Source organism: Flaviflagellibacter deserti, assembly GCF_042652085.1.
GTDB lineage: Bacteria > Pseudomonadota > Alphaproteobacteria > Rhizobiales > Methylopilaceae > Flaviflagellibacter > Flaviflagellibacter deserti.
In genome coordinates, this window is record NZ_JBHSJF010000006.1 from 12,922 (window position 1) to 36,768 (window position 23,847).

Annotated in this window: 28 protein-coding genes; 15 read left to right on the forward strand and 13 right to left on the reverse strand. The window is 64.3% G+C overall.

Features of this window, described 5'->3' with window-relative positions:
- Positions 1 to 10: 10 nt before the first annotated feature.
- Both ACFPFW_RS06955 and ACFPFW_RS06960 read right to left on the reverse strand, forming a co-directional pair.
- Positions 11 to 1,396 (reverse strand): dipeptidase, encoded by a 1,386-nt coding sequence (locus ACFPFW_RS06955; RefSeq protein WP_114956662.1) that lies wholly within the window; start codon positions 1,394 to 1,396, stop codon positions 11 to 13.
- 19 nt (positions 1,397 to 1,415) lie between these two features.
- Entirely contained in the window at positions 1,416 to 3,005 is a 1,590-nt protein-coding gene (locus tag ACFPFW_RS06960; protein ID WP_114956661.1) for a helicase HerA-like C-terminal domain-containing protein, read from the reverse strand.
- Positions 3,006 to 3,066: 61 nt separating this feature from the next.
- On the opposite strand from ACFPFW_RS06960, the gene ACFPFW_RS06965 reads away from it, so the two are divergent.
- From ACFPFW_RS06965 to ACFPFW_RS06975, 3 genes are all read left to right on the forward strand, one after another.
- The gene (locus ACFPFW_RS06965) at positions 3,067 to 3,807 is read left to right on the forward strand and encodes a DUF1194 domain-containing protein (RefSeq protein WP_379770033.1); all 741 of its coding nucleotides are present in this window, start codon (positions 3,067 to 3,069) and stop codon (positions 3,805 to 3,807) included.
- A gap of 1 nt (position 3,808) precedes the next feature.
- Complete coding sequence (locus tag ACFPFW_RS06970) at positions 3,809 to 4,165, forward strand: hypothetical protein (RefSeq protein WP_114956659.1); 357 nt, start codon at positions 3,809 to 3,811, stop codon at positions 4,163 to 4,165.
- A 193-nt stretch (positions 4,166 to 4,358) separates the two neighbouring features.
- Entirely contained in the window at positions 4,359 to 4,919 is a 561-nt protein-coding gene (locus ACFPFW_RS06975; RefSeq protein ID WP_162799643.1) for a GNAT family N-acetyltransferase, read from the forward strand.
- Positions 4,920 to 5,013: 94 nt separating this feature from the next.
- On the opposite strand, the gene ACFPFW_RS06980 is transcribed toward ACFPFW_RS06975, so the two are convergent.
- On the reverse strand, positions 5,014 to 5,613 hold the full coding sequence (locus ACFPFW_RS06980; protein ID WP_114956657.1) for a superoxide dismutase: 600 nt from the start codon (positions 5,611 to 5,613) through the stop codon (positions 5,014 to 5,016).
- Between the two features lie 152 nt (positions 5,614 to 5,765).
- Between ACFPFW_RS06980 and ACFPFW_RS06985 the strand changes: the two genes are divergently transcribed.
- The 3 genes from ACFPFW_RS06985 to ACFPFW_RS06995 all read left to right on the forward strand — a co-directional run bounded on the left by ACFPFW_RS06985 (position 5,766) and on the right by ACFPFW_RS06995 (position 8,579).
- Complete coding sequence (locus ACFPFW_RS06985) at positions 5,766 to 6,797, forward strand: hypothetical protein (protein WP_114956656.1); 1,032 nt, start codon at positions 5,766 to 5,768, stop codon at positions 6,795 to 6,797.
- 464 nt (positions 6,798 to 7,261) lie between these two features.
- Positions 7,262 to 7,675, forward strand: a complete 414-nt coding sequence (locus tag ACFPFW_RS06990; RefSeq protein WP_114956655.1) for a Ros/MucR family transcriptional regulator — start codon at positions 7,262 to 7,264, stop codon at positions 7,673 to 7,675.
- Positions 7,676 to 8,009: 334 nt separating this feature from the next.
- Entirely contained in the window at positions 8,010 to 8,579 is a 570-nt protein-coding gene (locus ACFPFW_RS06995) for a DUF6456 domain-containing protein (RefSeq protein ID WP_114956654.1), read from the forward strand.
- Here ACFPFW_RS06995 and ACFPFW_RS07000 read toward each other — a convergent pair.
- Together ACFPFW_RS07000 and ACFPFW_RS07005 are read right to left on the reverse strand one after the other, a co-directional pair.
- Positions 8,542 to 8,964: a SufE family protein gene (locus ACFPFW_RS07000; protein ID WP_114956653.1), complete on the reverse strand. Its 423-nt coding sequence runs from the start codon at positions 8,962 to 8,964 to the stop codon at positions 8,542 to 8,544. The genes ACFPFW_RS06995 and ACFPFW_RS07000 overlap by 38 nt on opposite strands.
- A gap of 63 nt (positions 8,965 to 9,027) precedes the next feature.
- Positions 9,028 to 9,309 carry a hypothetical protein gene (locus tag ACFPFW_RS07005; protein ID WP_114956652.1) on the reverse strand — a complete coding sequence of 94 codons (282 nt, stop codon included), beginning with the start codon at positions 9,307 to 9,309 and terminating at the stop codon, positions 9,028 to 9,030.
- A 277-nt stretch (positions 9,310 to 9,586) separates the two neighbouring features.
- Here ACFPFW_RS07005 and ACFPFW_RS07010 point away from each other — a divergent pair, with 277 nt between their 5' ends.
- From ACFPFW_RS07010 to ACFPFW_RS07025, 4 genes are read left to right on the forward strand one after another with little or no spacing between them, the layout of a single operon-like run.
- The gene (locus tag ACFPFW_RS07010; protein ID WP_162799642.1) at positions 9,587 to 11,278 is read left to right on the forward strand and encodes a sensor histidine kinase; all 1,692 of its coding nucleotides are present in this window, start codon (positions 9,587 to 9,589) and stop codon (positions 11,276 to 11,278) included.
- The gene (locus tag ACFPFW_RS07015; protein WP_114956650.1) at positions 11,271 to 11,981 is read left to right on the forward strand and encodes a peptidoglycan-binding domain-containing protein; all 711 of its coding nucleotides are present in this window, start codon (positions 11,271 to 11,273) and stop codon (positions 11,979 to 11,981) included. The genes ACFPFW_RS07010 and ACFPFW_RS07015 overlap by 8 nt, the downstream gene beginning before the upstream one ends.
- Before the next feature lie 35 nt (positions 11,982 to 12,016).
- Positions 12,017 to 12,352, forward strand: coding sequence for a DUF1491 family protein (locus ACFPFW_RS07020; RefSeq protein WP_114956649.1), 336 nt, complete (start codon positions 12,017 to 12,019; stop codon positions 12,350 to 12,352).
- 35 nt (positions 12,353 to 12,387) lie between these two features.
- On the forward strand, positions 12,388 to 12,828 hold the full coding sequence (locus ACFPFW_RS07025) for a DUF1801 domain-containing protein (protein ID WP_114956648.1): 441 nt from the start codon (positions 12,388 to 12,390) through the stop codon (positions 12,826 to 12,828).
- A gap of 63 nt (positions 12,829 to 12,891) precedes the next feature.
- Here ACFPFW_RS07025 and ACFPFW_RS07030 read toward each other — a convergent pair whose 3' ends face one another.
- Positions 12,892 to 13,344, reverse strand: coding sequence for a cyclophilin-like fold protein (locus ACFPFW_RS07030; RefSeq protein ID WP_162799641.1), 453 nt, complete (start codon positions 13,342 to 13,344; stop codon positions 12,892 to 12,894).
- A 100-nt stretch (positions 13,345 to 13,444) separates the two neighbouring features.
- Positions 13,445 to 14,218 carry an SDR family oxidoreductase gene (locus tag ACFPFW_RS07035; RefSeq protein ID WP_114956647.1) on the reverse strand — a complete coding sequence of 258 codons (774 nt, stop codon included), beginning with the start codon at positions 14,216 to 14,218 and terminating at the stop codon, positions 13,445 to 13,447.
- A gap of 249 nt (positions 14,219 to 14,467) precedes the next feature.
- Between ACFPFW_RS07035 and ACFPFW_RS07040 the strand changes: the two genes are divergently transcribed.
- Positions 14,468 to 15,376, forward strand: coding sequence for a LysR family transcriptional regulator (locus ACFPFW_RS07040; protein WP_114956646.1), 909 nt, complete (start codon positions 14,468 to 14,470; stop codon positions 15,374 to 15,376).
- 275 nt (positions 15,377 to 15,651) lie between these two features.
- Here the strand turns inward: ACFPFW_RS07040 and ACFPFW_RS07045 are convergent, their stop codons facing one another.
- Positions 15,652 to 16,542, reverse strand: coding sequence for an arginase family protein (locus ACFPFW_RS07045; protein WP_162799640.1), 891 nt, complete (start codon positions 16,540 to 16,542; stop codon positions 15,652 to 15,654).
- A gap of 159 nt (positions 16,543 to 16,701) precedes the next feature.
- Here ACFPFW_RS07045 and ACFPFW_RS07050 point away from each other — a divergent pair, with 159 nt between their 5' ends.
- A complete protein-coding gene (locus tag ACFPFW_RS07050; protein WP_114956645.1) occupies positions 16,702 to 17,169 on the forward strand; it encodes a DUF1801 domain-containing protein in 468 nt (155 codons plus the stop codon).
- Here ACFPFW_RS07050 and ACFPFW_RS07055 read toward each other — a convergent pair.
- The gene (locus ACFPFW_RS07055; protein ID WP_162799639.1) at positions 17,166 to 18,275 is read right to left on the reverse strand and encodes a DUF2336 domain-containing protein; all 1,110 of its coding nucleotides are present in this window, start codon (positions 18,273 to 18,275) and stop codon (positions 17,166 to 17,168) included. The two genes, ACFPFW_RS07050 and ACFPFW_RS07055, sit on opposite strands and share 4 nt — an antisense overlap.
- A 180-nt stretch (positions 18,276 to 18,455) precedes the next feature.
- Here ACFPFW_RS07055 and ACFPFW_RS07060 point away from each other — a divergent pair, with 180 nt between their 5' ends.
- Positions 18,456 to 18,638: a hypothetical protein gene (locus ACFPFW_RS07060; protein ID WP_114956643.1), complete on the forward strand. Its 183-nt coding sequence runs from the start codon at positions 18,456 to 18,458 to the stop codon at positions 18,636 to 18,638.
- A 116-nt stretch (positions 18,639 to 18,754) separates the two neighbouring features.
- Positions 18,755 to 19,384, forward strand: coding sequence for a hypothetical protein (locus tag ACFPFW_RS07065; RefSeq protein ID WP_114956642.1), 630 nt, complete (start codon positions 18,755 to 18,757; stop codon positions 19,382 to 19,384).
- Here the strand turns inward: ACFPFW_RS07065 and ACFPFW_RS07070 are convergent, their stop codons facing one another.
- The 3 genes from ACFPFW_RS07070 to ACFPFW_RS07080 all read right to left on the reverse strand — a co-directional run bounded on the left by ACFPFW_RS07070 (position 19,385) and on the right by ACFPFW_RS07080 (position 22,754).
- Positions 19,385 to 19,912, reverse strand: coding sequence for a DUF1254 domain-containing protein (locus tag ACFPFW_RS07070; protein ID WP_114956641.1), 528 nt, complete (start codon positions 19,910 to 19,912; stop codon positions 19,385 to 19,387). It lies immediately after the preceding gene.
- Complete coding sequence (locus ACFPFW_RS07075) at positions 19,909 to 20,490, reverse strand: DUF1214 domain-containing protein (RefSeq protein WP_114956640.1); 582 nt, start codon at positions 20,488 to 20,490, stop codon at positions 19,909 to 19,911. The genes ACFPFW_RS07070 and ACFPFW_RS07075 overlap by 4 nt, the downstream gene beginning before the upstream one ends.
- Before the next feature lie 62 nt (positions 20,491 to 20,552).
- Entirely contained in the window at positions 20,553 to 22,754 is a 2,202-nt protein-coding gene (locus tag ACFPFW_RS07080) for a transglycosylase domain-containing protein (RefSeq protein WP_379770048.1), read from the reverse strand.
- A gap of 95 nt (positions 22,755 to 22,849) precedes the next feature.
- Here ACFPFW_RS07080 and ACFPFW_RS07085 point away from each other — a divergent pair, with 95 nt between their 5' ends.
- A complete protein-coding gene (locus ACFPFW_RS07085) occupies positions 22,850 to 23,320 on the forward strand; it encodes a YcgN family cysteine cluster protein (RefSeq protein ID WP_379770051.1) in 471 nt (156 codons plus the stop codon).
- Here the strand turns inward: ACFPFW_RS07085 and ACFPFW_RS07090 are convergent.
- Positions 23,317 to 23,628: a YegP family protein gene (locus tag ACFPFW_RS07090; protein WP_114956639.1), complete on the reverse strand. Its 312-nt coding sequence runs from the start codon at positions 23,626 to 23,628 to the stop codon at positions 23,317 to 23,319. The two genes, ACFPFW_RS07085 and ACFPFW_RS07090, sit on opposite strands and share 4 nt — an antisense overlap.
- Positions 23,629 to 23,847: the final 219 nt, after the last annotated feature.

A 23,847-nucleotide genomic window follows, 5' to 3' on the forward strand; every position in this document is an offset into this window, starting at 1 on the left:
GGCGCCGTCACTACCATTTCGACAGATTGTCCAGGATCCTCGCCCAGGAGCGCACACCCTTGTGGAAGCTCGACAGCTCGTATTTCTCGTTGGGCGAGTGGATGCGGTCATCGTCGAGCGCGAAACCGATGAGAAGGGCGTCCATGCCGAGATCGCGCTTGAACGCGCCGACGATCGGAATAGAGCCGCCGGACCCCATCAGGATCGGCTCCTTGCCCCATTCGTCGCGCAGCGCGTTCGCGGCGAGCGGAAGGGCGGGGCTGTCCTCGGGAAGTTCCAGAGCGGCGCTGCCGCCATGCTCGTGGAAGTCGATCGAGACGCCTTCCGGAAGCTGGTCGGTGAGGTATTTGCGGAACGCGGCGCGGACCTTCACCGGGTCCTGCTTGCCGACGAGGCGGAACGAGACCTTGGCCGAGGCGGAGGCGGCGATGACGGTCTTGAAGCCCTCGCCGGTATAGCCGCCATTGATGCCGTTGATCTCGCAGGTCGGGCGCGCCCAGACCTTCTCCAGCACGCTGCGACCGCGTTCGCCCGATTGCGCGCGAAGGCCGGCCTCGCCGAGGAAGGCCGCCTCGTCGAAGCCGAGGCCCTTCCACTGGGCGGCGGTCGCCTCGGGAAGCTCGGACACGCCGTCGTAGAAGCCAGGCACGGCGACGCTGCCGTCGTCGTTGTGGAGCGACGAGAAAAGGTTGGCGAGGACGCGGATCGGGTTCAGCGCCGGCCCGCCGTACATGCCGGAATGGAGGTCGCGGCCGGCCGTGGTGATCGTGATCTCCTCGCCGACGAGCCCGCGCAGGCGGGTGACGATCGCGGGTGTCGTCGCGTCCCACTGGCTGGAATCGCAGACGAAGGCGAGATCGGCCTTCAACTCGTCCTTGTTGGCGTCGAAGAACGGCTTCAGCGACGGGCTGCCCGATTCCTCCTCGCCCTCCAGCAGGACGGTGACGGCGACCGGGAGCGCGTTCGTCGTCTTCATCCAGGCGCGCGCGGCCTCGATGAAGGTCAGGAGCTGGCCTTTGTCGTCGGACGAGCCGCGCGCGACGATGCGCTTGCCGCGGGAGCTGTCTTCCAGCCGGGGCTCGAAGGGTGGCGTGGTCCACAGCGCCAGCGGGTCCGGCGGCTGAACATCGTAATGGCCGTAGAACAGGACGTGCCTTGAGGCGTGCGGCGGACGGTAATGGGCGACGACCATGGGATGGCCGTTGGTGTCGGCGACGCGGGCCTCGAAGCCGATGCCTGCGAGCTGATCGACAGCCCATTGGGCGGCGCGGCGGCATTCGGACTTGTAGGCCGGGTCCGTCGAGATCGACGGAATGCGGAGGAAGTCGAACAGCCGCGACAGGCTGCCCTCAAGGCCGGAATCGATCTCGGCCAGTACCTTGTCCACCTCGGACATCAAAAACCCTTTCCTGAGATCAGCGGCGGAGCAGGCCGCCGAGCATTCCGCGAACGACCGCGCGACCGACCGAACTGCCGACCGAGCCCGCGACCGACTTGCCGATGCTGGCCGCGATCTTGCCCGCGACCTGATTGGTGACCGTGCGCGTGACTTCGCGCGCCATCGCCTGGCCGGGCGACAGGCGCCTGCCGCGCGAGGCGCCGGTGCCGAAGATCGAGCCGACGAGGCCGCCAAGTATGCCGCCGAAGCCGGCGTTCTCGGCGACCCCTGCCTCGTCCGGCGTCGCGGCGGTTGCCTGTGCACGTTTCTGGAGAATTTCGTAGGCGCTTTCGCGGTCCACGACCTGGTCGTACCGGCCGGCGACCGCGCTGTTCTGGATGATGCCCAAACGCTCCTGAGCCGTGACCGGACCCAACCGTGACGACGGCGGCCGGATCAGCGTCCGTTCGACGATTTCCGGCACGCCCTTGTCCGCGAGCATCGAGACCAGCGCCTCGCCGACCGCGAGCTGGGTGATCACCTCCTCGGTGCTGAAAGCCGGATTCGGGCGGAAGGTGGTCGCCGCCGCCTTGACCGCCTTCTGCTCGCGCGGGCTGTAGGCGCGGAGCGCATGCTGGACGCGGTTGCCGAGCTGCGACGAGACGCGATCCGGAACGTCGAGCGGGTTCTGGGTGACGAAGTAGACGCCGACGCCCTTCGAGCGGATGAGGCGGACGACCTGCTCGATCTTTTCCAGAAGGGCGGGAGGCGCATCGTTGAAGAGGAGGTGGGCCTCGTCGAAGAAGAAGACGAGCTTCGGCTTGTCCGGATCGCCGATTTCCGGGAGCTGCTCGAACAGCTCCGACATCAGCCAGAGCAGGAAGGTCGCGTAGAGCCGCGGCGAGGACATCAGCTTGTCCGCGGCGAGGACGGAGATCGTGCCGCGGCCGCTGTTCGAGACGCGCATGATGTCCGACAGCTCCAGCGCCGGCTCGCCGAAGAACTTGTCGCCGCCCTGGGTTTCGAGGACGAGGAGCTGGCGCTGGATGGCGCCGACGGTCGCCTTGGAGACGTTGCCGTAGCGGAGCGTCAGCTTGTCGGCCGTCTCGCCGACGAGGCTGAGCAGCGACTGGAGGTCTTTCAGGTCCATCAGGAGGAGGCCCTCCTGATCGGCGACGCGGAAGGCGATGTTGAGCACGCCTTCCTGCGTGTCGTTCAGGTTCATCAGGCGGGCGAGGAGGAGCGGGCCCATCTCCGACACCGTGGTGCGGATCGGAGCGCCCTGTTCGCCGAAAAGATCCCAGAAGATCGCCGGGAAGGAGTCGTTCACGTAAGGGTCGAGGCCGATCTCCTGGGCGCGCTTCAGCAGGAAGTCCTTGGGCTCGCCCTTCATGGCGATGCCGGAGAGGTCTCCCTTGACGTCGGCGGCGAAGACCGGGACGCCCGCGTTGGAGAAACCTTCCGCGAGCGCCTGAAGCGTCACCGTCTTTCCGGTGCCTGTCGCGCCGGTGATCAGGCCGTGGCGGTTGGCCAGCTTGAAGGTGAGATATTCGGGCTTCACGCTCTTGCCGACGAAGAGCTTGTCTTCCAAATCCAACACGGCCTCCCGATTTTTGCGATCGTACATCGCCTCCTCTCAGGCATGATCGTCAAGAGCGACGATCGAAAGACACGGAAAAGGAGATCGGATGCGGACCTCTCCCCTGATGGCGCTGGCCTTTGGCGCGCTTGCGATTTTTCTTCAGAACTCACCGGCCAGGGCACAGCAGCCGGTCGATGTGGCGCTGGTCCTGCTTGCCGATGGTTCGGGCTCGATCGATCCCGAGGAATTCCGGATGCAGCGGGACGGTTACGCCGACGCGATCACGAGCCCCGAAGTGCTGGCGGCGGTCCGTTCGAACGCCCGGCAGAAGATCGCGATCGTCTTCGTCGAGTGGGGCGCTCCCGAGAGTCAGAACGTGATCATCGACTGGACGGTCATCGACGGCGAGGTGGCGGCAAAGCGCTTCGCCGACGAACTGCGGCAGGCTCCGAAGCTGACTTTCGGCTACAACTCGATCTCGAACGCGATCGATCTCGGAGTGAAACTGCTCGTCGGCGCGCCCGTTGCCGCCGATCGCGAGGTGATCGACGTCTCGGGCGACGGTCCGAATATCGGCGGACGCGACATCCACGCGGCCCGCGACGATGCGGTGGCCAAGGACATCACGGTGAACGCTCTGGCGATCCGCAGGCCTGGAAGCGGCGTCGCGCTGAGCAACAATATACCGTTGGAGGACTATTACCGGCTGAACGTGATCGGCGGTCCCGGGGCCTTCGTCGAGGTTGCCCAGGGCCGCGAGAACTTCGCCGAGGCGATCCGGCGGAAACTGGTTCTCGAACTGGCCGCCGCCGGAGCCGGTCCGCGCATTCTGGCCCTGGGAGAGTAACGTGAAACGATTTTTGCTTCTGGCGGGGTCGGCGATGATCTTCGCCGTCGCCCAGTTCGGAACTGCCGATGCTCAACCTCGAACCGCGGAGGGCGATTGTCGCGCGATGAGCGGGACGTACGGGCCGTCGAAGATATGGTGGGGCCGGTTCTCGGGTGCCCGTCAGTCGCCGATTTTCGATGGCAACGAGCTTCGGACATCGGAGCGCTGCTTTGCCGCGCGCCCGGCCTGCGACCGCTGGCTCTACGAACTGAAGAGCGAGTTCCAGGAAATGCCAAGATACAATGAATGCCGCCTCGGATATGCACCTGGCGCGCCGGTCGCACCCTGGTGGGCGCCGAAGAAGCCACGCGGCTGAAACGAAAAGGCGATTATCCGGAAGTCGCCGGCGGACTCGAATGCGACGAGAGCGAAGAAAAGTTTGAGGCGGCGCCAAAGCGCGTAGCGAACGCGCATCCCGAGACTGTCACGGCGAAGCCAAAGAGCCTGCCAAGAAGCCTGGATGATCACTGTTTACTGATGATTTCGGGGCGAGAGGAGGCTGCTACGTCGTGGACATCAAAATCGAAACTTCGCGCCTTACTCTCCGACCCTGGGGTGAGGAAGACATCGAACAACTCACGCTAGGCTTGAATGATCTCAAGCTCGCAAAGTGGCTAGCTTTCGTCCCTCACCCCTATTCGACGTCACACGCCAAAAATTGGATCAAGAGATGTCAGGAGATTTCGAACGCAAGCATTCGGCCGAATGCGTACGAATTTGCGGTTGAACTTAGACCTGAGCGAATAGTGATCGGAGGGGTCAGTCTCAATAAGATTGATTGGCAGGCTGGGACGGGTGGTGGAGGAATTTGGATAGCCAACCATTATCAGGGACGCGGCTATGGAGGCGAAGCGTTTGAGGCGAAGATACGATTCGCTTTTTGTGAATTAGGCCTGACGAAGTTGGTCAACGGTTACTTCGACGGCAACGAAAATTCTTGGGCGATGCAGCGCAAATTGGGGTATCGACGCGTCGCTGAGGTTACTAGCCGTTGCATGGCTGACGGAAGGCAAACGATCGAACATGTAACGACGTTGCTGCGCAGTGATTGGGAAGATCGCGAGGACTAAACGTCCAACGGGCTGTCTTCCAGCGCACGGCCTGATTGGTTCGCGAGGTCTATCATCGCCAAAGAAAACGGGGCCCGAAGGCCCCGTTTGAAACTCACAGACCGGCTTCGCCGTAGAGCTTTTCGACGTATTCCCAGTTCACCAGGTTCTCGAGGAACGCCTTGAGATAGTCCGGGCGACGATTGCGGTAGTCGATGTAGTAGGAGTGCTCCCACACGTCGACGCCGAGGAGCGGCGTCGCGCCGTGGACGAGCGGGTTCTCGCCGTTCGGGGTCTTCTGGAGGATGAGCTTGCCCTCCTTGACCGAGAGCCAGGCCCAGCCGGAGCCGAACTGGCCGACGCCCGCCGCGATGAAGTCTTCCTTGAACTTGTCATAGCCGCCGAGATCCTCATCGATCTTCTTGGCGAGCTTGGCCGGAGGCTGGCCGCCGCCGTTCGGCTTCATCCAGTTCCAGAAGTGCAGGTGGTTGAAATGCTGGCCTGCATTGTTGAAGAGCGGCTGATTCTTGCCGAAGGAGGCTTTCACAACCTCTTCAACGCTCGCATTCTCAAGGCCAGTGCCTTCCAGGAGCTTATTACCCGTCGTGACGTAAGCATTATGATGCTTGTCATGATGGAATTCGAGGGTTTCGCGCGACATATACGGCTGAAGCGCGTCGTAAGCGTAAGGAAGATCAGGCAACGTGAATGACATAGGCAGCCTCCCAAGGATGGACTTCTGACCGGGCCGACGGTCGGTGGGACTAGATAAGGCGCGTACCCTGCTGCGGCAACAGTACCATGACCTAAGAGGGAACGAATCGCATGTCAGGACGTACAAGAACGAACAAGGGAGAGTGAATAGAGATGGTGTCGCTGGCGCTGATCGTCTTGGGCGTTCTGCTTATCGGCTGGGGCGGTGTGCTTTTGCTCACCGGCGAATTTGTCGCAACGCTCGACATCGCCGCGGGCCTCGTCAGTTCGGGTGTCGTGGTGATCGCGCTGGCCGCGATCGCGCGTGCGCTCGACCGCCTGGGCGAGCGCTTCCCGCTTCGGGATGACGACGACGAGGAGGAGGTCGAGCTGGAGCTCCCGCCTCTCGATATCGCGACCAGCCCGGTCTTCCCGGTCAGCCCCATTCCGGCGCCTGTCGCCGCTGCGGAGCCGGCCTTGCAGGAACCGATGGTCGAGGCTCCGGAGATCACGGTGCCTGCCGCGGAACCGGCGGAGGTACCGGAAGTGGCGCCCGCGCCTGCCGCGAAGGTCGTCGAGCCGCCGGCCGGCCCGTCTCTGATCCGCGAGGGTATGATCGACGGGCGGATGTATCGGTTCTTCGATGACGGCTCGATCGAGGCCGAGGGGCCGGAGGGTGTGCGCCGGTTCAAGTCAATGGATGAAGCGCGCGAGGCGATCCTGCAGGAGCGGCGGCCGGCGTCCACCGAAGACGCGACACCCAAAGAGCCGGAAGCCGTCGCGCCGCAGCCGGAAACGGCGCCCACGGATGTGAAACCCGCACCGGACGCGAAGCCGGATACCCCCGCGCGTCAGCCGATTTTCCAAACGCCCATCCGCGAAGAGCCGGTGGTGGCGAATCCCGCTCCGTCTGCTCCATCCGGACCGCCATCCAAGCGCCAGTCCGACGACCGCAAGCAGCGCAAGCCCGTGACGTGGGAAAGCTATCTTGCCGCGGGACGCATTCAGGAGAATGGCGAGAAAACCGAGACCAAGGACAGCGCCGCCGAGGAGGGAGGCGGCAAGGCCGAGGCCGCGCCGGCAGAGGCGAAACCCGATGAACCGGCAGCGGCGCAACCGCCGTCCGGCGCATGGGCCGAACCGTTCCGCGCTTTGCTTCAGGACGACAAGAAAAAAGACAAAAAGGAGAAGCCGGACGAAAGCTGACGTCCGGCTTCGGGATCAGCGCGGGCGAAGGCGCGTTCCGTTCCGTGCTCGCGTGTTACGTCGAATTCTTCGGGCGACAGCTGAGCGCGCCACTTTTCATCGCTTTTGTCGATCGTTCGGTCAGTTTTTCCCACGATCGCACCTCATCGTGCCGAGGAAAAAGCAAGTTGCGGGCGTTTTCCTGCCAATTCCTAGGGAAAAGCCCCGGTGTGTTTGTCCGGCAACTCAAGGGTTCCGGTGCTAGGGGAATACTAGTCTTTCGGCGCAGTTTGCAGGAATGGCGTGAAATTCATCATTTATAGTCTTGTCTTCGACAGCGCATATCGTTACGTACCACTGCAAGATTCGAATTCAGCGTCATTCTTGTGACTCGAATCGAATTGAAGGCGTGAGAAACGGTGTGGAAGCCCGTGTTCTGTCGCGCTTTTCAGGAAGTCATTCAAAGAACCGTAGGATTCGCCCGGATGTCGGATACCACTGCTTCTTCAAATTTCGTCGAGCTCGCCGCCGACATCGTCTCCGCTTACGTCAGCAACAACTCAGTTGCGACCTCTGACCTTCCTCAACTTATCGGTGACATTCACGCGGCGCTTCTGCGCGTGTCCGGCGGCGTCGTTGAGACCCCGGCCGAGGCTCCGAAGCCGGCCGTCGCGGTTCGCAAGTCGATCACCCCAGATTACATCGTCTGCCTGGAAGACGGGAAGAAGTTCAAGTCGCTGAAGCGCCATCTGCGTACGCAGTACGACATGACCCCGGAAGAATACCGCGAGAAGTGGGGCCTGCCGGCCGACTATCCGATGGTCGCCCCGAACTACGCCCAGGCGCGCTCGGCGTTGGCGAAGAAGATGGGCCTCGGCCAGCAGCGTCGCAAGCGCTGATATCGGTTTCAAGGAAGGCGTCGTTCGCGGCGCTTTTCTTTCGGCATAATGTAGGAAAATAATCCTTGATATGAGGCATTAGAGACAATAGTCCTTTTCGAAAGAGGGGACCAGTCATGCCTGCCATTCGTAAGCCAAGCCATGTAAAGCCGAACTCCCTGTCGAACAGCGAACGCTTCCTCGAGGCGCTCGTGCACCGGGGCGGGACTGCGGGGCCGCATCCCGTTCGTGCAGGCATGCTACATCTGCCGGACGAACGGCGGACGATCACGCTCGCGGAGGCGGCCGAACTCGTCTCGCGCGGGCTGGCGTTGTGGCGGGGCCGGATGAACTCGTGGCGTCCGATGCGGGGTTGGCCTGGGCGCGGCGGCAGGCTTCGCCGGTCGATCCGTTCCGGGCACAGCACGGCGATATCCGGCGCGCGAATGATGGATCGGCGAGTGTGGACGCGGCGGAGAGTCCGCTGCTGTGGCTGCACAGGCGCAAGGACAGTTCGGGGGAGCGGTTGATCGGGGACGCGATGTTTGCCGCCGGGGAACGGCTCAGGAGCGATTTCACCTATGGCGGGATGTCGCCGCGCATGACGGTGAACTGGAGCGCCACGGGCGGCGATGGCGGTTTCCGGCAGGCGGAGCCGAGCGACAGCGCGCTCGCGGCGCGGCAGAGATTACGGAACGCGCTTGATTCGGTTGGGCCGGAGCTGTCCGGCGTGCTGCTCGACGTCTGCTGCTTCCTGAAGCGGCTGGAGGAGGTCGAGCGCGACCGGCGCTGGCCGGCGCGTTCGGCCAAGATCATCCTGTCGATCGCGCTGCAGCGGCTGGCGCGGCACTACGGCTATTCGGACTGCGCGGTGGGGCGCGGCAGGGCTACGCCACGGCCAGAGCCCGCTCGGCTTCCGAATTGATGCGCGCGACCATGGAGCGGAGACCGTTCGAGCGCTGCGGGGTGAGATGTTCGCGCAGGCCGAGCCGGTCGAGGACATCGAGGGCGTCGGTGCGGCGGATTTTCACCGCCGTCTGGCCGGAATAGAGGGCGAGCATGATCGCGATCAGGCCCTTCACGAGGTGCGCATCGCTGTCGCCGACGAAATTAAGGACCGGCGCGCCGTTCGAGCGGTCGGTGTGGATGTCGAGCCAGACCTGGCTGGCGCAGCCCTCGACCTTGTTCTCGGGAATGCGCGCTTCCTCGGGGAAGGGCGGCAGGTCACGGCCCAGTTCAATGAGGTAGCGGTAGCGCTCTTCCCAGTCGTCGATAAGCGCAAAAGACTCGATGATGTCGTCAATCGTCATGGCAAACCCTTAGCACGCAAAATATGTAGTGCGGGCCCAGAATTGAATAGGTTTGCTTGCGGTTTAGGGTGCCGGACGACGGGTCGGCATCGGGACCGCGTCGGTGTTCGCAGCAGGGCCCGGCTGGGCGAGAACGGCGGCGAATACGGACGGCGGGATGCGGATCGAGGATGCGGCCGTGAGGGCCTGCTCGGCGCAATTATTGCGGTTGCAATAATCCGTGGCCGCCTTGGCGACGTCGTTCGCGCTGATCGAGAGGAGCGGTCCCGTGGTCTCGGCCGCGCGCGTCGGCATGAACGCCGAGACGACCGCCAGCCAGAAAATTGCCCGAAGGACGAACCACATACCCAACTGTCCCAACTCGAATTGTCGATACTTTGGCACGGCCGCGCTAAGGCTGACGTAAGCCAGACCATCGGATTTAGCTAAAATTGTATCGATCGCGCTGGAAGGCCGTGTTTCCGCGGTCGTTTTAGCGATCGCTTAAGCGCAATAGACCACAGTCGCGCCATCACGGGCATGGTGTGCAATGCCCATCGGGTTGCGTAGCGTGGCGTCACTTCAGGCATTGAGCGAGATACTGAACGGGCTCGTTCATCCCAGCGTTCGGGATGACGAGGCCGTGGCAAGGCAACATCGCCTTGTGCTGGGCTCGCGACTCGCGATCGGCGCGCTCGTGCTCGGCTCGTTGCCGCTGCTGCTTCTCAGTTGGGGCGCGCCGCACACGTTCGAGATCCTGCTCCTGTCCTTCATCACGCTGCCGATCTTCTCCGCGCTGGACTTGAGTCGCGGCGGCAATCTCGATCGCGCGCTGATCATCTCCTTCGTCGGTGCGACTGGGGCGATTCTGTCGTCGTCGTTCGCGGCCGGTCATTCGCTGGCGCTGCTTGTCTGGCTGCCGGTGATCGCCGTCGAGACAGTGCTTCTGGGCTCTCCCCGTATCCGCCGTCCTCTCCTGGTCGCGGTGCTGCTGCTGTCAGCCGTCGCGCTGGCGACCGGCGCGCAAGCGACGTCGTTCGCGCCTTCGGTTGCTGCTCTCGTCTCAGCCCTGGCCGCGCTGGTCTACGGAGCCGTGCTGGCCGGCGAGAAGCGCGAGCGCGCGCGGATGAAAATTATCGCCGGCCGTTCGATGGAAGCGCGCTACTCCGCTTTCGCGGAGCACATCACCGACGTCGTGGCCTGCTTTACGCGCAATGGCAGCGTCCTCTTTCTGTCGCCGACGGCGGAATGCTTGCTGCGCACCGATGCCAGGCAATTGTCCGGTCGCGGCATGTTCGAGCGCGTCCATGTCGCCGATCGGCCGGCCTTCCTGACCGCGATCTCGTCGGCGAACCCGACCGGTAGTTCCGATGTGCTCGAACTGCGCATCAAGCGGCCGAACGGCCGGAACGCCGCCGAATTCGCCTGGGTCGAAATGCGCTGCCGCCTGATTGCCGCAACCGACGACGACAGCCGCGAACATGTGCTAGCGATCATCCGCGACGTGACCGAGCGGAAGAACCAGGAAAGCGACCTCCGCATCGCCCGCGAGGAGACCGAGAAGGCCAGCGCCGCCAGGAATCGCTTTCTCGCAAGCATGAGCCACGAGCTGAGGACGCCGCTGAACGCGATCATCGGCTTTTCGGAAATGCTTTCGGCTGACGGCCCGGCCGTTCTGACGCGGGACCGCCAGAAGGAATATGCCGGGCTGATCCACGATTCTGGCCTTCATCTGCTGTCGGTCGTGAACGGCATTCTCGATATGTCACGCATCGAGAGCGGCAATTTCTCGATCGTCACCGAGCCGTTCTCGGTATCTCCCGTCGTCGACAGCTGCATGCAGCTGTTCGCGCTCAAGGCCGAGCAGGCAGGCATCGACGTTTCCGTCGAGATCGCCAGGGGCCTGCCGGAACTCAACGCCGACAAGCGAGCCTGCAAGCAGATCCTGATCAACCTGCTGTCGAACGCGATCAAGTTCACGCCGCAGGGCGGACGGGTCTCGGTGTGCGTCCAGGTCGACCGCGGCGCGATGCGGTTCGATGTGACCGACACCGGCGTCGGTGTCGCCGCGAACGATATCCCGATGCTCGGCCATGCCTTCTTCCAGGCCAGATCGTCCTATGATCGGCCCTATGAAGGCACCGGGCTCGGACTGTCGGTGGTGAAGGGCCTGGCCGAACTGCATGGCGGTTCGCTGGAAGTGCAGAGCCGGCTCGGCGAAGGAACGCAGGTGACGGTCCGTTTCCCGATGGCAGGCACCAAGGCGAAACCAGCCCAGGACGTGGTCGGCTTCGCCGATCGCGCGGATGAGATGAGGAAAGCGGTGAATGGCTGAACGCGGCGGAAGCAGCAAAGCGCGGCGGCGCGCGCCCACGAAGCGCCAGATCGACGCTCTCGGTGACGACGGATCCCTGTTTTCGTTGCGGCTGCCGGCGATCGTCCGCGAGCGCCCGCTCGATTCGTTCGGCATTCTCCTCGCTGTCGCCGGCGCGGGAATGATCGTCGCCAACGCGACCTTACTGCAGACGCCGCTGCATCAGCGCAGTCGGGCGATGGACGATATTCAGGCGCCCGTGCCGCGCCCGACCGTCTCGGCCCCCGCCGCTCCGGCCTCGACCGCGCAGACTCAAGCGGCGCCGGTGATGAACCCGTCCGTCCGCGAGGCGCAGGCCGAACTCGGCCGACGCGGTTTCTATGACGGCCCGGCCGACGGCCTGATGGGGCCGAAGACCGAAGCCGCGATCCGCGCTTTCGAGACCAGGTCCGGACTTCAGCAGACCGGTCAGACCTCGCCGCAATTGCTCAATGCGCTACGGAAGCAGCCGGTGGCGCCCCAGCCGTCCGAGCGCGTGGCCGGTGTCCAGCGCGCGCTGAACAAGCTCGGCTTCGGTCCGTTGCAAGCGGACGGCCTGATGGGCGACGGCACGCGCACCGCGATCCGCCGTTTCGAGGCCCGCCGTGGGTTGCCGCAGCGAGGCGAGATCACGCAGGCAATGGTGTCGGAGCTTTCGGCCGTTTCCGGCATGAAGCTGCCGTGATGGGGAACCGGCAATGACCGGTCCATCCTGACCACATGCGGGTCAAATCGGAATTCTGGGTCGGCGCCTATGTCCGGCGCTGCCAGGGTCAGGGCGTCTATGCGACCCTGCGCCGTCGCGGCTCGCCCGAAGCGGGCGCCATCTTCATCGTGCTGGACACGCTCGACGGACGTCAGACCCTGTTCGCGGCGGCGCCGCAATCGCTGGTCGAGGACGACAGCGGCGACCGCGTATTCACGGCGGTCCCGGGTATCGAGCGCGGCGACCAGGTTGTCGAACGGCTCGCCCGCGAGATGAAATTCGATCCCGATATCTGGGTAGTCGACGTCGAGGACAGGGCAGGGCGGCATTTCCTCGACCTAGTCGGCTGATCCATAATTGGCCGTCCGTGATCGAGGCGAGCGCAATGGCCAGAAAGACGTCCATGAAGTCGACGGAGACCGGCGGATCGGTTCTTCTTTCAGGGGGCAACCCGCAGATCGCGAAGGGCTACGGCGATGCGCCCGTGCAGGCCTATATCGCGGCGATGCCGGGTTGGAAGAGCGAGGTCGGGCGGCGGCTGGACGCGATCATCGAGCGCACCGTTCCCGGCGTCCACAAGGCGGTGAAATGGAACTCTCCGCTCTACGGGGTTGAGGGCGAGGGCTGGTTCCTCAGCATGCATTGCTCCTCGAAATACGTGAAGGTGGCGTTCTTCCGTGGGATGTCGCTCAGGCCCGTGCCGCCGGGGGAGTCGAAGAGCCGGGACACGCGATATCTGGATATTCGCGAGGGTGACGAGTTTGACGAAGCTCAGCTTGCGAGCTGGATAAAGCAGGCGAGTGAATTGCCCGGTGAGCGGATGTGAACGGGAAGTAGCGAGGTGCGTGCGTGGGTTGTCGCCGGGGCGACGCAAACGCGCGTCGTACCGTCAGTCGACGAGTTCGATCCTGGCTTCCACGGTTCCGGGCACACGCAGTACGTCGATCGCGTCATCAATCCGGCCGAGGCGCACAAGGCCAGTGGAGTAAGGGAAATTCTTGTGAAAGAGCGCCAGATTGCGCCAAGGGGCGTAGTAGCCGACATCGCCGGCGGAAGGGGTTACGCCCTCTGGAGCGCCCTTGGTCGAAAGCTTTCGCGGCAAATAGCTGATCTTCTCGAATGCTGCATGGTCTTCCAAAGTCATGGTCAACGGCAGCAGGGAGACGAAATCCGTGACCGTAGGGTTATCTTCCAGGGTGGCCATCATGACCTTGCCACCTACATCGATGCGGATCTGCACAACAGCCCCACGTGATTGGTTGTCCTGGGCCGCGCCGGCCGCACAGGTCAGTACCAGGACGCCTGCGGCCGAAATGGCGAGAATGAGCTTCGAACATGCCATCGGGTCACTTGGTCCCTGTGCTCGAGGACTGCATTTGAATCTAGATGAAATTGGCTGGCCGGACCGGTCCGCCGCCGTGCTCGCCGTCGTCGCTACTGCGTCAACATACGGTCTGTCCGCCATCGACGACCATCGCGTGTCCTACCGTGAAACCGGCTCCGTCAGAGCATAGCCACAGAACTGCCGAGGCGATCTCCTCGGGCTTGCCCAATCGCCCGATCGGCTCTTGAGCAAGCATACGCTCGTGGCCCTCGGGCGTGCCTCCGCTGAAACGCGCGATCATCGGAGTGTCGATGATCCCGGGGCAGATGGCGTTCACGCGAATGTTGGATTGCGCGTAGTCGAGCGCAGCAACCTTGGTGAGGCCGACGACGCCGTGCTTGGCAGCCGCATACGCGGCCTGTCCCTTCACACCGATGACGCCAGCACCCGACGAGGTGTTGACGATAGCGCCGCCGCCCTGCCTGAGCATGATCGGTATTTGGTACTTCAAGCACAGAAACACGCCCTTGAGATTGACGGTGATGATGCGATCCCATTCCTCCTCGGTGATGGCATCCGTCGCGGTAATCGGCTGTTCGACACCGGCATTGTTGAAAGCCACATCGATCCGTCCGAAAGTTTCAACCGCCCGGTCCAGGGCCGCCTTCACCTCATCGGCCTTGGTCACATCGCACTTGACGGCAAGGGCACGGTTTCCGAGTTGCTCGATCAGCCGGGCCGTTTCCCGAACGCCCGCTTCAGATATGTCCGCCACGACGACGCTGGCACCTTCTTGCGCGAACGCGATTGCAGTCGCCCGTCCAATACCGCTCGTCGCGCCAGTGACGAATGCGACCTGGCCAGCAAAACGTTGAGCTCGATTGGTGACCATGTCCTGTTCCTCATGAGTCTTTTGCCGGCGCGGCGTAGTAGCCAAGCCTTGATCGCATTCCCGACCGCCGTCTCTCGTCGATCAACTGGTCATGAACTTATGCCGCGGGCAGCGCGGCAGTGAGCCGCCCTCGTTGCATTGCGCAATGAGCGCTTCTCATCATCGGTGTGTCGCCGCCTGAGTGAAGCCTTACCCGGCTCGTCCGGCCCGGACGTTGCCTACCGTGGTCGCATAGGTCAAAGTCGACACATGCAGTTTGGCCGCTCAGACTTGGCGGATTTCGCTTATTTTCTAGCTATCGCGAAGCATCGAAGCTTTCGTCGCGCCGGACTTGAACTGGGTATCAGCGCATCTGCCCTCAGCCATGCTTTAAAGGGGCTCGAATCTCGCCTGGGCGTCCGATTGCTCAATCGAACGACCCGCAGCGTGACGCTGACCGCCGCCGGCGAACAGTTGAAGGCGGCGATCAGTCCTCCGTTCGATGCAATCGGACAGGCTGTCGAAGACCTCAACGTCTTCCGCGACGGGCCGTCCGGCCGAATCCGCCTGAATGTTCCGAGCGACGCCGCGACCCTGTTACTCGAGCCCGTTCTGCCAATCTTTGTCGATCGATACCCCAATGTCGAAATCGAAATTGCCGTCAGCAATCATATGATCGACGTCATCGAAAGCGGCTTTGATGCAGGCATCCGCTATGGCGGGACTGTACCCGAGGACATGATCACGCAGCGTTTGTCGGCGGACATTCGCTGGGTCGTGGCGGGATCGCCGGCCTACCTCGAACGGTTCGGAACGCCGCAGCACCCCGACGATCTTCAGCGGCATCGCTGCCTTCGGGTTCGCCTCGGCGACGGGAGCATGTACCGCTGGGAGTTCGAACGCGGCGACAAGCAAGTTCAGGTCACGGTGCCTGGCAGCCTAACTCTTGATGAGACGCGGCTCATATCAGCCATGATGGCTGGCGGAGCAGGCCTCATGTATGCTCCCGAACCCGTGCTGGAGGCTTTTTTGACTGCGGGCACGGCGCGGCTTGTGCTTGAGGAATGGGCCTCGCCAGGCCCCGGCTTCCACATATACTATTCCAATCGTCGGCACGTACCCGCCGGCTTGCGCGCCTTGATCGACCTGATACGCGAAATACGTCCATTAGGGCTGTAGATGTCGCGAGACAGGTGCGCCGCGGTCAAGCTTTCGATTCGGCATGATCCCGTCCGCCGAAAACGGATCTCGATAAATTCCGATTCATGCATTGCACGCAGCCGATCTGTGCCTCGGCGGCAGCTCCGGCGCGAGGAAAGCGACCGGCCACACGACGGGAAACTCGGCACCGTGGACCGCCAGGCAGCGTGGACGCCGGCTTCCGCGATCCATCGGGAACGGGTGGGAAGATGATCGAAGAGCGGCGAGATGCCCGGTGAGTGCCAGCTCTCGAACTAGCCAAGCGCGTCCGCAAGCACTTCGTTCAAGCGTGCAAATGCGGCGGCCTCGTCCGGCGCATGGTCCGGATTGACCTCCGTGACGGTCAGGCCTCGCCATTGCGGCAGGGCGGCCAATCGCTTCAGCGTGATGGCGGCTTGCTCCAGTCTGAGAGCGTCGCAACGGCGCACATTCTCGGCGATCGGAAAATTGACGAAGGAGAGCACATCGACGTCGAAGTGAACGAGCACGCAATCGAAGCGCTCCGCCCATCCGGCCGCGTGGGCCGCCGCCGCCTCGATATCGCTCGAAGCTTCGACGCGCGATATGACCTGGATCGCGTGATCCCTGATCGCGGCGGCCTCGGGCGGCGTGATGTTCTCGACGCCGAAATAGAGGACCTGCTGTGGCGCGAGCATCGGGCGGGTCGGGCCGAGGCTCGCGAGCGAAGGCTCGCATCCGGGAAGTTCGAGCAGATGAGCGACGCCGGTCCAGTCCAAGGCGCCGTCGCTCGTGCCGGGTGCGTTGAGGTCGGTGTCGAAGTCGATGTAGATAAGGCCGATCCGCGCGCCGGCCGCGTTGGCTCCTGCGACCGTTCCCAGCTCCACCGTACAATCGCCGCCCAGGACGAGCACGTCTTCCTGCGCCGAGATAGCCGTCGCCACGCGGCTTGCGACCTGCTCACAGGCGTGGCGCACGGCCTCCAGGTTCATGGCCTGCGGCCGCGCGCGATCGGGTCGCCACCGGAACGATACAACGTCGCCATGATCCCTGATGTTTCTGCCCCGGCTCGCGAGCGCCGCCGCGAGCCCGTGTCGCCGAAAGGCCGCGGGGGCTCGTTCCTGCCCCGGCGCATAGGCACCTGCACTGGTGGCGGCGCCGATGATGTTCAACAGCCGCGCGGCCAACCTGAAGCTCCATTTCGTACTACCCCGGCTGCAAAACGGGTCGAGAGGGAGGAAGGTTTCTCCGGGACTTGATACCTTGGTGCCCGAGACTTTGGCCGGAATGGCAACGGCCCGTTCGTGACGCCGACGGCGTCCAGACTCAGGGAAGCTGATACAACTGTGAAGAGAGCGGCGATGACCATGAAGAACAGTACGACCGGCCCGGAGGACGAAAAGGGAGGAGGCTCTCCCTCCCAGCTGATCGATGCGCGTATCAATACGCTGGATGACTGGCGCGGCGAGACGCTTGCTCGGGTCCGAAGTCTCATCCAGGAGGCCCACCCCGATATCGTCGAGGAGGTGAAGTGGAGAAAGCCGTCGAACGCGATGCTGGGCGTTCCGGTTTGGGAGCATTCCGGCATCATCTGCACCGGCGAGACCTATAAGGCGGTGGTGAAACTGACCTTCGCCAAAGGCGCCTCGCTGGATGATCCTTCGGGCCTCTTCAACGCGAGCCTCGAGGGCAATACCAGGCGCGCCATCGACATCCGCGAGGGCGAGGAGATCGAGGGGGAGGCGCTGAAGGCGCTTGTCCGCGCCGCTGTGGCGCTGAATATTTCGACGAAGACGAAGGCTCGTTCGGCTTAAGAGCCGGATGAACGGGCGCGCGACACGTCCCTCTGCGCCGCCAGCCGGCGGACGCGGGAGGCGACGCGCTGCGGCGTGGTCGAGTTGTGCATGTGCGGCTCGTAGACAGCCGCCGGACGCGACACCCGGCGTTCGCCCGCGACCGCGTTGACGATCTGCCAGGCGGCGTTGCGGTGCGTCTGGTCGAGAACCTTCACCGCGTCGAAGATGGTCTGGACCGATGTCCTGACTTCCTCCGGGGCCGTGATCAGGAGGATGTTGATCGCGGCGGCGCGCTTGGCGCCGGCGGCCGACAGGGCGAGCGCGAACAGTTCGGCCGTCGGGTCGTCGAGCAGCTTCGGCAGGCGCTGCGGGCGGAGCTTCAGGACATGGGCGAGGGCTTGGCCGACGCCGTCGCGGGTCGGTCGGGCGAAGGCCTCGGTCAGTTCGGCCAGCGAACTCGCGGGCACCGAGGCGGAATGCCCGGCGGTGTTTGCCAGCGCGTCGCGGATTTTCTCGCGCAGCGGACGGGGGGCCTCGGCGTAGAGCGGGGCGAGTTTGGCCGGCGCCAAGTCGGCGCGCGACAACAGGGCCACAACGAGACGGGGCTCGTCCATGGCCCTTTCGACCAGGTGGTCGACGATGTCGTCCGGGAGAGCGATGGCCGGGTTCTCGATCAGCGCCTCGACGACGAAGGCGGCGCGGTGCGTGGCGAGCGTGCGGATCGCCGCCGGAGTGAGATCGACGCGGCGCGCGGTGGCGGCGGCCTCGGTCGGGGTGCAGCGGGAGATGAAGGTGCTGAGATCGTCCGGCTGGAACACCGTCGGCGACGACAGGATGGCGCCGGAGACGAAGGGATCAGGATCATTCCGTAGGCGCACGACGACGGCGGCCGGGGCATGCTCGATGCGAACGAGTTTTTCGGCGACGGCGCGGCGCGTGTCGCGGTCGACGCTGTCGAGCAGCGGGAGGGCGAGATCGACATAGCGCGAGACATCGGCCTGCAGAGGGGCGGCGGCCTGGCAGAACAGGTCGGTCGCGACGCGGAGCGCGGTCGCGCGCATATCCAGACCGTGCTCAAGGGCAAGTCTGTCGAGACGTGGCAGTGGAAGCCTGTTCTGGGTCACGCTGGCCGTCGGAGGTTAGGTCGAGACAATATGAAGTGTGGCGTTAATGCCGCGCTAACCGTGGGACGAAAGGAGGGCTAACGATCCGTTAACCTTACTCATTCCTTACTGTGTCGAGGCGCATCCGATGGAAGCTTCTCATGGCCTCGCTGGGCCGCGTGCCCAACGCGGAGAACGATGATGGGAACGATTGTGCACTTCCAACCTTCGACCGACGTCCGGAAATCCGCTCCGGCCGCCGAGATGGGGAAATTGCTGCTGTTCACGGGCATTCGCTACGATCGCGACGAGAGGGATGGGGGCGATGGCTCGGCTTCTCCGGCGAGCGGCATGAAGCGTCTGCGCGGACGGCGTCGCAACTGACCCCAAAGATCGGAAGGATCATCGCCGCCGGGCTGATCGCCGGCGCAACCCATGCCTGTGCGCCCGCTCTGGGCGATTTTGATCGACCTCAACCGTCGACGGTCGACGACCAGATATTGCCGTTCGCCGGCAAGCTCGCCGCCAGGCACCGCGGCGAACCGACATCGTTCTATCGCTATACCGACCACGAGAGGGAGCTTCGCAACCGCTCCTGGTCGCTGCTGATGCCGAACCTGCCGCAGCAATATTTCGAGCGCTGGATCGCCGAGATGCGGCGCACCCGCCTGATGTCGCCGGAGAAGACGGTTCCGGACCGGGCGGACTATGTCGAGCACCTGTTGTCGAAGAACTATGACTCGAGCGGCTCGCGCTATCTCAAGCTGATGAGCGATGTCGACGCCAACCGCTACCAGATCCGCGAATTCATATCGGTCGCGAACCGCGTCGCGGTCGACGACCGGGTGCGCGAGCGCGCGCTTGAACGAGCCTTGAACGTCACCGAGGAGGAGCGGCAGGAGGCGATCGGCCGAATCTGGGAGAACAGGCTTCTGGTCTGGCTCGTCCAGGAAACGGTCCGCGACAAGGCCGCGATGTATCGCTACGCGCTGGAGCGGCTGCTGATCGCGACGCCCGACGCGCAGGCGGCGCTGGCCGAGAGCGCGCTCGTCGCGCTGGAAGGCGATCTCGGCCTGCTGGTGGCGGTGCGGCCCGAGCGTTTCGCCGTCGGCCCGGTCTACGGCAAATAGCTAATTGGCTGGCACGCAGACGGAGCGGGCGAGCTCGGTCTGGATCGTCTTGCGCGTCGAGGGCGAGGGGGCGAGGGCGCGCACCAGGACGAAGCCCAGAGGTTCCGGCGACATGACGAGCACCGATCCGGGCCGGACTTCGGTCGCCTTGGACGCCTCGTCATTGGCGTCGCGCAGATCGATCTCGAGGATGCGTCCCGTTGCCGAGCGGTCGTTCAGCGAGAAGAAGGCGACGGCGTCGCGGGTGTAGAAAGACGCGGAAATGTAATCGCTGGCCAGCGGGATCGAGACGCGCATCGGGCCGTCGCGAAGATCGAAGCGGCAGGCGAGGTGGAGGAATGCGGGGTCGAGGAACGGCAGTCCATCGGCCTTCTCGGCGTCGATCTTGACGAAGGTGTTTTCCGGGCCGAGTTCGCGAACGCGCGAATAGGCATCGCGCGGGGCGACGACCGGTACAGCGAGCAGCGACACGATGTGGAGCACGCCGCCGATCAAGAGGCCCGTGGCGATGAGGAAGAACCACCTCATGCCGGGCACCCGGTGCGGCGGATGGCGGGAAGCTCGGGCGTGCTGCGGCCGCCGGCGATCGCGCCCGCGGTGGTGTCGTAGACCCGCAGAATGAGCATGAACCGGTCTGCCGAGCCGGTCGGAATCCAGTCGCCACCCCGGGCCGATGCGCCGACCGCGATCGAGATATCGCCGGACTCGGACTTCATCGCCTCGCCCTTGGTGAAACCGTGACGCTGGGCGGGATTGTCGAGCGGATTGCCGCGCTCGTCATAGGCGGAGATGCTCCAGACCCGCACCGTCGGCATGGCGCCGGTGACGAGATAGGAGCAGCGGCCATCGAGCCGGTTGCCGTCGCTGTCGGTCTCGGCGCGGAAGGTCAGGCCGTCGGCGACCGCGAGCGGGGCCTCTCCGCGCTGGGCCAGGGCGGCCAGGGTATAGGCGTCGACCCCGGGCGAGCCCTCGGTCGCCTCGGCGCGCCACGGGCCGGCGACGATCGTCTCCAGCGACGGCGGATGGCGGACCGCGAGCCAGGTCAGGCCGAGGCCGGCTCCAGCCGCGAGCGCGCAGATGACGATGAGTTGGAGGATGAGCCGCACGAGTGACCGCTTAACAGACCGGCTTTGGACACGGAAGCCGCGTCAGAGGAGAACGAACAGTCCTATTGCACTCGTTTTTCCGCCGGGGCGGGTTGCTCTGCCGCGGCGGTGTCGGTGGATGTCTGGATTTGGCCGCGCTGCTCGCCGGGTGTGCTGACGCCGGAGGTCTCGACGGTCGCCTGACGCATCAGCGAGTGGAGCTCGTCGAGCACGATGGAAGTCTTGCGGGGAAGCTTGCCACCTACACCTTCCGCCGGTGCGGTCGTCGAAACGTCCGCGATCGCCGCGCCACCACGCCCGTCCGGCAGGCCGATGCCGGGGATCGGCTTCGGATCGACGCCGACCTGGGCGAGCGACATGATCTCCTTGAACACCATGGCCGGAAGCGAGCCGCCGGTCATGTTGTTGGCGCCGGTGAAGTCGTCGTTTCCGAACCAAACCGCGCAAGTGTAATCGCCGGTGAAGCCGATGAACCAGGCATCGCGATAATCCTGGCTTGTGCCGGTCTTGCCGCCGACCCTGAGGCCATCGAGGCGGGCACGGCCGCCGGTGCCGGCCTCGACCACATTGACGAGAAGCTTGTTCATGTTGGCGACCGCTTCCGGCGGAACCGCGCGCTCGGGCGGCGGCACGTCGCGGTCGTGCTTCCAGAGCAGCTTGCCCTGGTTGTCGCTGATCTCCACCGCCGCATAGGGCTCAACGCGGAAGCCGCCATTGGCGAGCGAGGAATAGCCGGAAGCCTGGTCAAGCACCGTCACTTCCGACGTGCCGAGCGCCAGCGCCTTGTTGATGCGGAGCTCGGTCCGCACGCCCATCGCCTTCGCCTGCGCGATCACCTTGTCGAGGCCGAGCGCGCGGCCGAGGCGGACGGGCACGGTGTTGTAGGAATGGGCGAGCGCGCTCATCAGCGTGACTTTGCCGGCGTAGGAGCGGCCATAGTTCTGCGGCGACCAGCCGGCGATCGTGATCGGGGCGTCGGGAACGACCGAGGTCGGCGTGTAGCCGTTCATCATCGCCGTCGTATAGACGTAGACCTTGAACGAGGAACCGGGCTGGCGGAGCGCGTCTGAGGCCCGGTTGAACTGGCTCGCACCGTAGTCGCGTCCGCCAACCATGGCACGGACGGCGCCCCGCGGCTCCATCAGCACGGTCGCCGCCTGCTTGACGCGATACTGGTTGCCGTACTGGCGGAGCGTATTCTCGATCGCCTCCTCGGCGCGCTTCTGGATGGCGGGATCGAACGGCGTCCTGACCGTGACCGAGCGCGCGCCGCCGAGCTTGCCGGCATCGGAGAGCTTCTTCACCTCGGTAAAGGCCCAATCGAGATAATAGTCCGGGCTCGATTCACGCTGGCGGTTGGCCGGGGTCGCCGGGTTGAGGCGCGCGGCATGGACCTGGCCTTCGGTCATGAAACCGGACTCGACGAGGGCGTCGAGCACGACGTTGGCGCGGGCGCGGGCGGCAGAAAGATTGGTGTGCGGCGCGAACCTGGTCGGCGCCTTGAACAGGCCGGCGAGCATGGCGGATTCTGCCAGGGTCAGGTTCTTCGCCGGCTTGTTGAAATAGAACTGCGCCGCGGCCTCGACGCCGAAGACGCCGCCCCCGAGATAGGCGCGGTCGAGATAGAGCTTGAGGATCTCGTCCTTGGTGAAGTTCGACTCGAGCCAGATGGCGAGGAAGGCTTCCTTCACCTTGCGCTCAAGCGTGCGCTCGTTCGACAGGAACAGGTTCTTGGCGAGCTGCTGGGTGAGCGAGGAGCCGCCCTGGACGACGCCGTTGGCGCGGGCGTTCTCCATGATGGCGCGGAGCGTGCCGAGCACGTCGATGCCGAAATGCTGGTAGAAGCGGCGGTCCTCGATGGCCATCGCCGACTTCTTCATATTGTCCGGAATCTCTTCCAGCGAGACGGCGTCGGTCTGCATGACGCCGCGCTTGCCGATCTCGGCGCCCGTGCGGTCGATGAAGGTGACGGCGAGATCAATCCTTTTGTGCCAGTCCTCCCGGGTCGCCTGGAAAGCGGGTTGGGCGAGGGCCAGCATGCCCAAGGCGCCGACGACGCCCCAGGTGAAGCATTCCGAGGTCAGTTCGCTGAGAAGCCGGCGGAAGCCGCGGACGCGCAGATCCTGCGACAGGCCGACGAAACGGGCCCAGGTGTCGCCGATCGAGGTGCGGAGGGCGTAGACGCCGGCGTCGACCATGGAGTCGAGCGACAGCAGCGCTCGCTTGACGCTCGTAAGCCCCTTTTCGGAAAACGGATTGAACACCCGCCGCTCCTCGCCTCGCGCGACCTTGCGCTTGCTCTGTCTTGACCCGACCTGCGTCCGGGCGCAAGAGCCCAGGAAGGCGGATAGGAGACAGTGTGGCAGACAGGTTCTGGGAGACGAAGACGCTGGCCGAGATGACCGTCGGGGAGTGGGAATCGCTTTGCGACGGTTGCGGGCGGTGCTGCCTGGTCAAGCTCGAGGACGAGGACAGCGGCGAGATCGCCTATACAGACGTGGGTTGCCGGCTGCTCGACGCCGACAAGTGCAGGTGCACGAACTATCCCGGCCGCCAAATGGCCGTTCCGGAATGCGTGGCGCTGTCGCCGACCAATCTCGCCGGGTTGAACTGGATGCCGCCGACCTGCGCCTATCGTCTGCTGGCGTCGGGCAAGCCGCTTCCCGACTGGCACCCGCTCGTCACCGGCGACCCGGACAGCACGCACAAAGCGGGTGCGTCCGTCCGGGGCCGGGTTTCGGCAAACGAGGACGACATCACGATCGAGGAAACGATCGAGCGGATTGTCCGCTGGCCCCAGAAATGGCCGAAGCGGAAAAGGGCGGTTTAGGCCTTCGACTTGGCGGGCTTCTTCGCGGGCTTCAGGGCCTCGGCCGCGGACTTCATCGCCTTGACGACCTTCTTGGCGGAGTCCTTTGCCTTCGCGGTCGGCTTTGCCTTGGCGGCCGGAGCTTTCGCCTTCGGCTCGTCATATTCGATCGGCGCGCTGGCCGAAGCCTGCAGCAGCGCGATCGACTTCTCGCACGACGCCTTGGACTTATAGCCTTCGCTCGCCATTGCGATCTTCTCGCCGTTACGGGCGACAAAGGTCCAGCGCCACTCACCTTTAGTGTTCTTCTTTACGACGTATTTCGACATGGCCTGTCTCCGAGTGACCGCGACTATGCGCAGCCAATTCACGGAGCGTGACTATGTTTTCCGCTTCGGGCAAGGGGAATGTACGGAAGCGTTCAACCATCAATTGGTTGAACCGCCACTTTATTAACGCCTCGTTAACCATTCGCGCCCAGCATCGAGACAAGGCGAAAGCCGGGGGACACCAAGCGACATCAAAGATCGCGGGGAATCGGGTGTTCC

What these genes read in the sequence shown, in the direction of transcription:
- ACFPFW_RS06955 (WP_114956662.1), bottom strand. Translation starts at nt 1,396, where the DNA reads ATGTCCGAGGTGGACAAGGTACTGGCCGAGATCGATTCCGGCCTTGAG.
- ACFPFW_RS06960 (WP_114956661.1), bottom strand. Translation starts at nt 3,005, where the DNA reads ATGTACGATCGCAAAAATCGGGAGGCCGTGTTGGATTTGGAAGACAAG.
- ACFPFW_RS06965 (WP_379770033.1), top strand. Translation starts at nt 3,067, where the DNA reads ATGCGGACCTCTCCCCTGATGGCGCTGGCCTTTGGCGCGCTTGCGATT.
- ACFPFW_RS06980 (WP_114956657.1), bottom strand. Translation starts at nt 5,613, where the DNA reads ATGTCATTCACGTTGCCTGATCTTCCTTACGCTTACGACGCGCTTCAG.
- ACFPFW_RS06985 (WP_114956656.1), top strand. Translation starts at nt 5,766, where the DNA reads ATGGTGTCGCTGGCGCTGATCGTCTTGGGCGTTCTGCTTATCGGCTGG.
- ACFPFW_RS06990 (WP_114956655.1), top strand. Translation starts at nt 7,262, where the DNA reads ATGTCGGATACCACTGCTTCTTCAAATTTCGTCGAGCTCGCCGCCGAC.
- ACFPFW_RS07000 (WP_114956653.1), bottom strand. Translation starts at nt 8,964, where the DNA reads ATGACGATTGACGACATCATCGAGTCTTTTGCGCTTATCGACGACTGG.
- ACFPFW_RS07005 (WP_114956652.1), bottom strand. Translation starts at nt 9,309, where the DNA reads ATGTGGTTCGTCCTTCGGGCAATTTTCTGGCTGGCGGTCGTCTCGGCG.
- ACFPFW_RS07015 (WP_114956650.1), top strand. Translation starts at nt 11,271, where the DNA reads ATGGCTGAACGCGGCGGAAGCAGCAAAGCGCGGCGGCGCGCGCCCACG.
- ACFPFW_RS07020 (WP_114956649.1), top strand. Translation starts at nt 12,017, where the DNA reads ATGCGGGTCAAATCGGAATTCTGGGTCGGCGCCTATGTCCGGCGCTGC.
- ACFPFW_RS07025 (WP_114956648.1), top strand. Translation starts at nt 12,388, where the DNA reads ATGGCCAGAAAGACGTCCATGAAGTCGACGGAGACCGGCGGATCGGTT.
- ACFPFW_RS07030 (WP_162799641.1), bottom strand. Translation starts at nt 13,344, where the DNA reads ATGGCATGTTCGAAGCTCATTCTCGCCATTTCGGCCGCAGGCGTCCTG.
- ACFPFW_RS07035 (WP_114956647.1), bottom strand. Translation starts at nt 14,218, where the DNA reads ATGGTCACCAATCGAGCTCAACGTTTTGCTGGCCAGGTCGCATTCGTC.
- ACFPFW_RS07040 (WP_114956646.1), top strand. Translation starts at nt 14,468, where the DNA reads ATGCAGTTTGGCCGCTCAGACTTGGCGGATTTCGCTTATTTTCTAGCT.
- ACFPFW_RS07060 (WP_114956643.1), top strand. Translation starts at nt 18,456, where the DNA reads ATGGGAACGATTGTGCACTTCCAACCTTCGACCGACGTCCGGAAATCC.
- ACFPFW_RS07070 (WP_114956641.1), bottom strand. Translation starts at nt 19,912, where the DNA reads ATGAGGTGGTTCTTCCTCATCGCCACGGGCCTCTTGATCGGCGGCGTG.
- ACFPFW_RS07090 (WP_114956639.1), bottom strand. Translation starts at nt 23,628, where the DNA reads ATGTCGAAATACGTCGTAAAGAAGAACACTAAAGGTGAGTGGCGCTGG.